Origin of the sequence: Arminella tubonensis, from assembly GCF_003240585.1 — a bacterium.
Classification (GTDB): Bacteria; Pseudomonadota; Alphaproteobacteria; order Rhizobiales; family Rhizobiaceae; genus Rhizobium; species Rhizobium tubonense.
The window spans coordinates 1-789 of sequence record NZ_PCDP01000014.1 but is presented as its reverse complement, the minus strand read 5'-3'; the positions used below and the strand labels follow the sequence as shown (position 1 = coordinate 789).

General features: G+C 55.5%; 1 protein-coding gene. It reads left to right on the top strand.

Translation table 11 applies throughout. The annotated features are described in order from the left end of the window. Positions 1 to 789: chaperonin GroEL (gene groEL / locus CPY51_RS06295; protein ID WP_146260082.1), on the top strand; the 789-nt coding region annotated here is incomplete at both ends.

Genomic DNA, 789 nt, shown 5'->3' with positions numbered 1-789 from the left:
CACGTCTGAAGAAGTTGCCCAGGTCGGCACGATCTCTGCAAACGGCGAAAAAGAAATCGGCGCTTATATCGCTGAAGCCATGCAGAAAGTCGGCAACGAAGGCGTCATCACCGTTGAAGAAGCCAAGACTGCCGAAACCGAACTTGAAGTCGTCGAAGGCATGCAGTTCGACCGCGGCTACCTCAGCCCTTACTTCGTCACCAATGCTGAGAAAATGGTGGCTGAGTTAGAGGATGCTTACGTGCTCCTGCACGAGAAGAAGCTCTCAAACCTTCAGGCGATGCTTCCGATTCTCGAAGCCGTCGTTCAGACCGGCAAGCCGCTCCTCATCATCTCGGAAGACGTCGAAGGCGAAGCTCTTGCAACGCTCGTCGTCAACAAGCTCCGTGGCGGCCTCAAGATCGCTGCCGTCAAGGCTCCTGGCTTCGGCGACCGCCGCAAGGCAATGCTTGAAGACATCGCCGTGCTGACGGGAGGAACCGTGATTTCCGAGGATGTTGGAATCAAGCTCGAAAACGTCACTGTTGAAATGCTTGGCCGCGTTAAGAAAGTAACGATTACGAAAGAGAACACCATTCTCGTCGACGGCGCCGGTCAGAAGTCCGACATCGAAGGCCGCGTTGCCCAGATCAAGGCTCAGATCGAAGAAACCACTTCCGACTACGACAAGGAAAAGCTGCAGGAACGTCTTGCCAAGCTTGCTGGCGGCGTTGCCGTCATCCGCGTCGGCGGTGCAACTGAAATCGAAGTCAAGGAAAAGAAGGACCGCATCGACGACGCGCTGAACGC